This is a genomic window from Nocardiopsis sp. CNR-923 (assembly GCF_001942255.1).
Lineage (GTDB): Bacteria > Actinomycetota > Actinomycetes > Streptosporangiales > Streptosporangiaceae > Nocardiopsis.
The window spans coordinates 1-8,342 of the sequence record NZ_MKKC01000143.1 but is presented as its reverse complement, the minus strand read 5'-3'; the positions used below and the strand labels follow the sequence as shown (position 1 = coordinate 8,342).

Genomic DNA, 8,342 nt, shown 5'->3' with positions numbered 1-8,342 from the left:
CAACACTCCTGCGGAGGTGTACGCGGCCCATCAGGAGATGCGTCTGGCCGCGTGATGCGGACGGTTCAAAGCCTGTCCGGAAACAGCAGGGCCCCTCAGTCTGTGAGTAGGGGCCTTCGTACTGGATGGCGTCCACGCCCAGCCAGGCCATGGCGGCCAGGATGCCCTCGGTCCACTCCGGGCGGGAGCGGGCAGCGTCGGTGTCCTCGATCCGCAGCACCATGGTGCCGCCGGATTGTCGTGCGACCACCCAGTTCAGCAGCAGCGACCGGGCGTTGCCCACGTGGAACATGCCGGTCGGGGACGGTGCGAACCTGGTGCGAATCGAGGTGTCAGCCACCCCACAGAGCCTAACGCGATCCGCTGGTGCACCAGGGCAACGATTGGACGGGAGGGTCCAGGGGGTTTCACCGATGTCAGTGGAAGCCTCTACCTTGATATGAACCATGAAGAAGTGAAGGAGCGGCGATGAGCCTGAGTGAGGTAGAGCGCCTGGTCGAGTCCAAGCAGCGCGTCGCCGACCATGGTGAGGTGTTCACTCCCGCCTGGATGGTGGAGGACATGCTCAACCTCGTCAAGGAGGAGTCTGAGCGCATCGACTCGCGTGTACTCGAACCGGCATGCGGCTCCGGTCATTTCCTCGTCCCGGTCCTGGCTCGCAAGCTCGCTGCTGTCCAACTTCGCCACGGTAAAAGTGACTTCGAGAAGCGCCACTATGCCCTGTTCTCCCTCATGTGCACCTACGGCATCGAACTACTCGCTGACAATGCTCAGGAGTGCCGAGACAACCTCGCCGACGTCTTCAACACCTTCCTCGGCGCTGAAGACGACGAATGGGCGCGAGCTGCCCGCGCGGTCCTCGCTGTGAACATTGTCCAGGACGATGCCCTAACCATGACCGCTCCAAGTGGGAGTTCAATCACGTTCCCCGAGTGGGGCTACCTCGGCAAGGGCAAGTTCCAGCGACGTGACTTCCGCTACGGCGACCTCACTCAGCGTGCATCCTACGAGGGCACCCTGTTTGGCCAGCTTGATGACGAAGACCTCTTTATTCCGAGCAGGACCTACCCAACGATGACCGTCCGCCAGATCACTGAGCAGGTGAGTGCGGTATGAGCCTCGCACCCTTCGCGCTCCGAAGCCACAACCCAGACGTCCTGACCTGTATCGCCAACCTCTCCAACGATGAGGTCTTCACCCCTCCAGAGATGGCCAGCGCGATGCTTGACCTACTCGCCAAGACCTGGGCTGACTCCAACAACGGCGCGGACATCTGGACTAACCCGAACGTGACATTCCTCGACCCGTTCACCAAATCCGGTGTGTTCTTGCGCGAGATCGTCCGCCGCCTCACTGACGGCCTCGCCACAACTATCCCTGACCTCGAAAAGCGTGTCGACCACATCCTCACCCGGCAGGTCTACGCGATCGCCATCACGCGGCTCACAGGGCTGCTGGCCCGACGCAGCGTCTACTGCTCGAAATACGCCAACGGCCCCCACTCGAGAGCCGAGTCCTTCACCACCGAGGACGGCAACATCTGGTTCGAACGTACCGAACACACCTGGGCGGGCGGTACTCGCGAGTTTCGCTTTGATCCACTCACTGGTGACGAGGTCACCATCTACACCCACCGGCACTGCATCTATTGCGGGGCCAGCGAAGACGATTACGAACGCAGCAGCGAATGGCTGGGCAGGAGGCCGGTTCCCGGTCTGGGAGCAGCAAGCAGGAGAGTCCTCCACCAACTGATGGCGGAACCGAGACCCACGAGCGTGTCCCGCATTGCCGCTCACGCGATCACCAGGGCGTTCGAGCTGGGGTCCCCCATAGGCACGTTTCGCCGAGCGTTCCCCAAGCACAGCTCGACCACTATCGACCACGAAGCCAGGAGTACGTATGGAGCAACCTGAACCCAGCACCGATATGGGGCGGCTGACCATCAGGACCGGGGTCCCGTTCGACGACACCGTCAGCATCGTCGAGCGCAAAGGGCTCGGACATCCCGACACCATGGCCGATCACCTGGCCGAAGCGCTGTCCAGGGCCTACAGCGCCTTCACTCTGGACCGCTTCGGTGTGATCCTGCACCACAACTTCGACAAGCTGGCCCTCTTGGGCGGAGCGAGCGAGGTCCGCTACGGCGGGGGCCGAATGGTCGCGCCGATCCGTGTGCTCGTGAACGGACGGGCCGCCCATCGCTGCGGAGACGAGATCCTGCCCGTGGGAGAGCTGGTCGAATCCACCGTGCGCGCGTTCTTCCAGGAGCGACTGCCCGAAGCCGTCGGGCACCTGGACATCGCGCTCAACGTCACCGCGAACCCCAGCCCTGGAGCCGTGATCACCAGCGAGGAAGTCCCCGAACGCAGCAGGTGGTTCGCGCCTCGGGACACCAGTGACCTGCGTGAACGACGGACCCTGCTGGCAAACGATACGTCGTTGGGGACGGGCTGGGCCCCGAGGAGCCCTTTCGAGGAACTCGTTCGCGAACTCGCTGACACGTTCTCCTCCCCCGGACCGTTCACGAAGGCTCACCCGTGGTGCGGGAGCGACGTCAAGGTGATGGGCTGCTGGGACGGCGAGCGAGCGGACCTAGTGCTGTGCGTCCCGCAGAAGTCCTCCCACGTGATGAGCCGCGCGGCCTACCTCCGCAACGCGGAAACAGTTCGTGCCGAATGCCACCGGATCGCGGGACTCCGCCTTCCGGGCGCTGATGTCGACATCCGGCTCAACGCCCGCGACGTTCCCTCCCATGATGAGCTCTACCTGACCTACACCGGCAGTTCCATCGAGTCCGGGGACGAAGGCGTCGTCGGACGGGGCAACCGGGTCAATGGGCTCATCACCCCGCTACGGCCGATGAACATGGAGGGCGCCAACGGCAAGAACCCTGTCTACCACGTCGGCAAGCTCTACAACCTGGCCGCTGAGCGTCTCGCTCATCGTCTTCATGAAGAGACCGGCGACTACGCCGAAGTCCATCTGGTGAGCACCACGGGACAGCCGCTCGACCAACCCGGACGAGTCCTCGTCCGGCTCGCCGCACGAGACGCCCAGATAGACAAGGTTCAAGCACTCGTGGCGGAGGCCCTGGGGTCCTTCCCGAACCTGACGGACGAGATCGTACGGGAGGGCGTGTGCCTGAGCTGACCGGGTCGAGGCTCTCCGACCCGCCCCCAGGATGCCGTGACCGGCTCCTCACGCACTACGGTCCCGACGTCACGGACTGGCTGTCAACAGTTCCAGAGACGCTGACGGACATAGGACAGCGGTGGGGGCTCACACCCGTGGGGTACCACGATGCCGGGCACGCCTCCGTCCTCGTGCTCGCCCTCTCCTCCATAGGGGAACGCGTCCTACTCAAGGCGTGGCCGGACCCTGACCGCTGTGAGCGGGAGACCACGGCCTTGCGGCTCTGGTCCACTGTTCCGGCAACCCGTGTCCTGGAATTCGACAGGGAACGATCGGTCGCGGCCCTGTCCCTCATCGGAGGGCGGCCGGGAGGTAGTCGGCGCTCAGCCGATGACGCGCGGAGAGTCGCCGAGGTTATCCAGGCCGTACACGATCAGGGCCGTGCTGTGGAGGAACACCACGAGTTCCCGGAGCTGTCCTCCTACCTCGACGAGGAGGTGCGGCCCCGAGTGGTCCGACGCCTGGACTCCCTGGGTCCGGACACACCTCGTCCGCTGCTCCAGGCCGGACTGCGGGAACTCGAATCCCTCAACCGGGCGCGTCACCACCGGACGGTCCTTCACGGAGACCTGTACCAGGAAAACATTGCCTGCGATGAACAGGGGCGCCCCCACCTCCTGGACCCCCTTCCGATGTACGGGGACGCGATCTTCGACTGGGCTTTCTGGATCGTGTACTACCGGCTCGGACGAGGAACGGATGAACGCCTCGCACTGACGGCCCGGGTGTCGGGAATCGGGGAGGGGCGGCTGCGCTCATGGTGCCTGGCAACGTGCTTGGACGGGCTTCTCTACTACCTGGAGGTCGGCGACACCCGCGCTCCGGTGATGGCCCGGGTCATGCGAGGTCTGTCCCAAGGAACGGAAACGGCCTGGTGACCACCTACTTCGTCCGACACGGGCGCACCTCCTACAGCGCGCGCTACCTGGTCAACGGCAACCCTGACATCCCCGTGCCCCTGGACAGGGAAGGCGTCCGGCAAGCGCGAGCGATCAGCCCTCGCGTTCAGGAGATGGCCGTGCGCTCCTGCTGGACGAGTTCATTCCCCAGGACGCGGCAGACGGCCCGTCTGGTCCTGGAGGGGATCGAATCTCCTCAATCCGTTGACTCCCGTCTGGACGAGCCGGATTACGGGGTATTCGAGGGACGGCCTTTCCTGGAGTATGCCGCCTGGTTGAGCAAGCACGGACCCACCGCGCGGCCCCCGGGCTCCCAGGAATCCCAGCGCGAAGCCTTGCTGCGGATGCTCAGTGGATGCGCGTTCTTGCCCACCGTCGAAGCGCCCCGACTCGTGGTCGCGCACGGCCTCCTCCTCTCGGTGCTGGTCTGGTTCCGTTCGCGAGGTCCTCGGGCCAGCGTTCCGACCTTCTTCCCCGAGGCTCCCCACCTGAAACCCCTCACTGTTGCCGACCAATGTCTCCGCGATTGGGTGACTCGCCTGAGCGATGAGCTCCGTGAGGAGCTTGATTCCGACAAGGTCGAGGCCGGCCCGGGGATATCGTCAAAGGACGATCGCACTGTCCTCTGCCTGCCCGGGCCAGTGCCCACATCCCTGGAGGAGACCGAATCCGATGCATGACGCCCGCGTACTGATCGACCTGGGTCCCGAAGCCGTTCGCAAACTTGCCCGCCGCGGCTACTCTCTGGACCTGTCCTCTCTGGAGGCTCTCCAGTCGCAACGTGTGCAGAGCATTCGGTCCGCCGAGGAGATGCGGGCTGACGCCAAGCGCGTCGCCAAGGAGGTGCAGCGGACCGCCAAGGAGGGCGGTGACATCGCCGACCTCAAGGAGCATGCCCGCAAGCTCAAGGAGCAGATCCGCGAGGTGGAGACCGAGCAGGAGACGGTCCAGGAGGAACTGGACCGGTTCCTCCTGGGAATCCCGAACCTTCCCCTCGACGAGACGCCCGACGGAGCCTCCGAGAAGTTCGCCACCGAGGTGCGCAAGGTCGGCACCCCGCAGGCGTTCTCCTTCGAGCCCAAGGACCACGTCGATCTCGGCGAGGCCATGGGCATCTTCGACTTCGCACGCGCCACCAAGCTCTCGGGGCCCCGCTTCACCGTCACGCGGGGTGTGGGAGCCGAACTCGAACGCGCCCTGGCCTCACTGTTCCTGGCCATCCACACCCGGCGCCACGGTTACGTCGAGCACGGTGTGCCGCTCCTGGTCACCCCGGCCACCATGACCGGCACCGGGCAGTTGCCCAAGTTCGAGGAGGACCTCTTCAGGACCGGGGTGGCGGACCGGTCCCTGTACCTCATCCCCACCGCCGAGGTGCCCCTGACCAACCTGTACGCCGACGAGATCATCCCGACCAAGGAACTCCCGCTCGCGCTGACGGCGCACACCCCCTGCTTCCGGTCCGAGGCCGGTTCCTACGGCCGTGACACCCGGGGCGTCCTGCGTCAGCACCAGTTCTCCAAGGTCGAGATGGTGCGCCTGTGCGCGGCCGAGGACTCCCAGAAGGAGCTGGAGTCCATGGTCGGGCACGCCGAGGCCTGCATGAAGGAACTCGGCCTGGCCTACCGCGTCATCCTGCTGCCCGCCGGTGACATGGGCTTCTCCGCTCAGATGACCTACGACATCGAGGTGTGGCTGCCCAGCCAGAACACCTACCGCGAGATCTCGTCGGTCTCGGACTGCGGAACCTTCCAGTCCCGGCGAGCCAACATCCGCACCCGCGGCGCGGACGGCAAGACCACCCCCGTGGCCACCCTCAACGGCTCCGGTCTGCCCATCGGCCGAACCCTGGCCGCCCTGTTGGAGCAGAACCAGCAGGAGGACGGCTCCATTGTGCTTCCCGAAGCGCTGACCCCCTATCTCGGATACCGCCGCATCGCGGCGGACGGAACCCCCCAGGAGTAGCGATTGCTCGTCGGCGTCTGCGACTTTCCCGAACCTACGCTTTCCCACCCCACGGATACGGCGGAATCGAGCGGTGGCTGTGGGCCACTGCCCTCGGAGCCCGGGCCGCGGGCGCCGACGTCCATCTCCTCGGACCCGCATGGCGCGATGACCTCGGCTCTGGCTGGGAACAACACCCAGTCCGATTGGAGGACGTCGAGACCGGATCCACAGAGCTCAAGGCGCTACGGGAGTCCCGTTACGACCTGCTCATCGTGGGCCACGAGTACCCGTCACTTCCGGCGTGGCGCGAGGCCGCCGACGCCCTCGGCTGCGACGTGGTGACCTTCCAGCACTCGCCCGTGTTCCGCCACGACGAGGCCGCCTTCGACGGCCTCAACCGCAGGCTCTACTGCTACTCGCGGCAAATGGCCGACCGCTACCGCGAGCACGGCCCAATCCAGGAACTGGCGGTGCACGCTGGTCTGGATGAGCGAGAACCCGCCTCCGCGCGCGGTGAGGGGCTGGTGTGGGTGGGCCGGGTGGACGAGGACAAGAGCCCCCATCTAGCGATCAGGGCGGCCCAGATCCTGGGCAGACGTATCCGTATGGTGGGACCGGTCTTCGACCACGAGTACGTCGGCCGACACCAGCGTCTGTTCTCCGCTGACCATGTGGAGTGGGTGGGGGAACTCGGCGGTTCGGCCAAGACTCGCGCCTTCCGCGATGCCGAGGTCTTCGTCTATACCTACTCCCGCGACTACGTGGAGGCCGGAGCGGCGGTCTTCGGGGAGGCCCTCCGCGCGGGAACACCCATCGCGGCGCTCGCTTGGAACGAGGGCACCTGCGTGGAGGCGGCGCTGTGCGAACGGACCGGCACCCAGGTGGTGTTGGATCCTGTCGTGGACGACGAGACCGCCGCCCAAGCCCTAGCCCAAGCGATCGAGGAAGCATCCGAGCTTCCGCATCGGCGTGTCCAGGAGGTCGGCCTCGGCCGCTTCGACGCCAAGCGGCACTTTGAGACGCTCGCGAGGACACCGTGACGGAAGGCCCCGACCCCCACCTCATCCCCTACCACCTTCGTCGTGCCCTGGGACCGAACTGGGAGATCGAGACCGACGGGACACGGATCCGAGTCCGGCACGCTCATTGCGGATCCACCCACAGACCCGCACGTCGCCCTCTGCCCTGGGACGCGCTCCTGGCTCTGATCGAGGAGGCCTACGCGGCCCAGCGTCGGGCGCGCCGAGTGCCTGCCACTGCGGTGGGGCCAGGACACGGATCTGGTGGTCTCGGCCGTGCAGGCCCTCGATCCCCTGCTCAAGGAGGGACGCGACCTCACCCACCGCCAGGGGTTTCTCCCCCAACCCGTCGTGCGCTTCACCGGCCGAAGGGACGCGCGGGGACGGCTCCTCGACGGCTTCCTGACCTCCTTCGTCAACGTCTCCCACGTGAGCCCGATCAGCGGAGTTGAGGAGTACGCCGAAGCCTTCGACTGCTGGTTGTCCGTACTCTCCCGCATAGGCTTGCATGCCCGTCATGTCACGTTGAGCGGCGACCTGAGGGTGTGGCACCGCCGCGAGGTCTCGGGGGTCACGCTCCGCTTCCATCACGCGGGCGTCGGTCTCGGAGACATCGTTCTGCTGTGGAACGCCAACAACCCCCGGCGTATGGCCGTTGACCTCGGGTCCGGGTTGGAGAGGCTGGCGTGGGCGAGGACACGCCAGCCCTGGCCAGATTTGGTCCACGGCCCACTCACCGACCACGCGGACACGGACGTGCTGGACGCGGTGCGCACCGCGACACTGCTTCTCGGCCACGGGATCGCCCCAGCATCGCGAGGCGCAGGAGCAGCGGTTCGCCGCCTCACCCAGTCCGTTCCGCCCGGCACGGCGCTGTTCGGGCTCAGCTCGCTCTGCCGCGCCTACCACCGGTACTGGGAGACTTTCGCCCCAATAAAGCTCGGCTGGCCCCAGGTGACCACGCTGCTGGAGCGCGAGGTGTCCCGCGGACACGTTGCTGTCCCCCGGGCGAGGATCGAGACCCGTCAAGGAGCGGACGCCGAGCGACAAGACCCAGCGCTCTCTCCGGTCCGAGGCTGAGTCCCACACTGGCGGACAGGGTTCCTGGGGCCTTCCCCCAAGGCCGGGAAGTTAGCGTTCTCGCAGGTCCTGCAAGCACATTGAGGGTTCGAAGCGAAAGCACAATGGAGCTCGTTGGTACAGGCAGTCGATCGAGACAGCTCGTACGTGAGGAGCTCCGTTGCAGGTTCATTTTGCCCTGCCGTCCACGCTGACTGCCATCACC

The 8,342-nt window shown here is 65.9% G+C and carries 9 protein-coding genes; 8 read left to right on the top strand and 1 reads right to left on the bottom strand.

Translation table 11 applies throughout. The annotated features are described in order from the left end of the window. Positions 1-292, bottom strand: a 292-nt coding sequence (locus BJF83_RS24700; protein WP_262391870.1) for a glutamate--tRNA ligase family protein, incomplete at its 3' end; no start/stop codon positions are given. Positions 293-468: 176 nt separating this feature from the next. Here BJF83_RS24700 and BJF83_RS24695 point away from each other — a divergent pair. The 8 genes from BJF83_RS24695 to BJF83_RS24660 all read left to right on the top strand — a co-directional run bounded on the left by BJF83_RS24695 (position 469) and on the right by BJF83_RS24660 (position 8,137). Beyond that, positions 469-1,116, top strand: coding sequence for an N-6 DNA methylase (locus tag BJF83_RS24695; protein WP_187347215.1), 648 nt, complete (start codon positions 469-471; stop codon positions 1,114-1,116). Next, the gene (locus BJF83_RS24690; RefSeq protein WP_262391868.1) at positions 1,113-1,913 is read left to right on the top strand and encodes a hypothetical protein; all 801 of its coding nucleotides are present in this window, start codon (positions 1,113-1,115) and stop codon (positions 1,911-1,913) included. Before BJF83_RS24695 ends, BJF83_RS24690 begins: the two co-directional genes overlap by 4 nt. Continuing rightward, on the top strand, positions 1,900-3,150 hold the full coding sequence (locus BJF83_RS24685; RefSeq protein ID WP_083678699.1) for a methionine adenosyltransferase: 1,251 nt from the start codon (positions 1,900-1,902) through the stop codon (positions 3,148-3,150). The genes BJF83_RS24690 and BJF83_RS24685 overlap by 14 nt, the downstream gene beginning before the upstream one ends. After that, the gene (locus BJF83_RS24680) at positions 3,138-4,070 is read left to right on the top strand and encodes an aminoglycoside phosphotransferase family protein (protein ID WP_083678698.1); all 933 of its coding nucleotides are present in this window, start codon (positions 3,138-3,140) and stop codon (positions 4,068-4,070) included. The genes BJF83_RS24685 and BJF83_RS24680 overlap by 13 nt, the downstream gene beginning before the upstream one ends. Then, on the top strand, positions 4,067-4,771 hold the full coding sequence (locus BJF83_RS24675) for a histidine phosphatase family protein (protein ID WP_075928206.1): 705 nt from the start codon (positions 4,067-4,069) through the stop codon (positions 4,769-4,771). The genes BJF83_RS24680 and BJF83_RS24675 overlap by 4 nt, the downstream gene beginning before the upstream one ends. Further along, complete coding sequence (gene serS / locus BJF83_RS24670; RefSeq protein ID WP_075928205.1) at positions 4,764-6,056, top strand: serine--tRNA ligase; 1,293 nt, start codon at positions 4,764-4,766, stop codon at positions 6,054-6,056. Before BJF83_RS24675 ends, serS begins: the two co-directional genes overlap by 8 nt. Further along, positions 6,017-7,078, top strand: a complete 1,062-nt coding sequence (locus BJF83_RS24665) for a glycosyltransferase (RefSeq protein WP_262391869.1) — start codon at positions 6,017-6,019, stop codon at positions 7,076-7,078. Before serS ends, BJF83_RS24665 begins: the two co-directional genes overlap by 40 nt. A 243-nt stretch (positions 7,079-7,321) precedes the next feature. Beyond that, positions 7,322-8,137, top strand: coding sequence for a hypothetical protein (locus BJF83_RS24660; protein WP_075928204.1), 816 nt, complete (start codon positions 7,322-7,324; stop codon positions 8,135-8,137). Positions 8,138-8,342 lie beyond the last annotated feature (205 nt).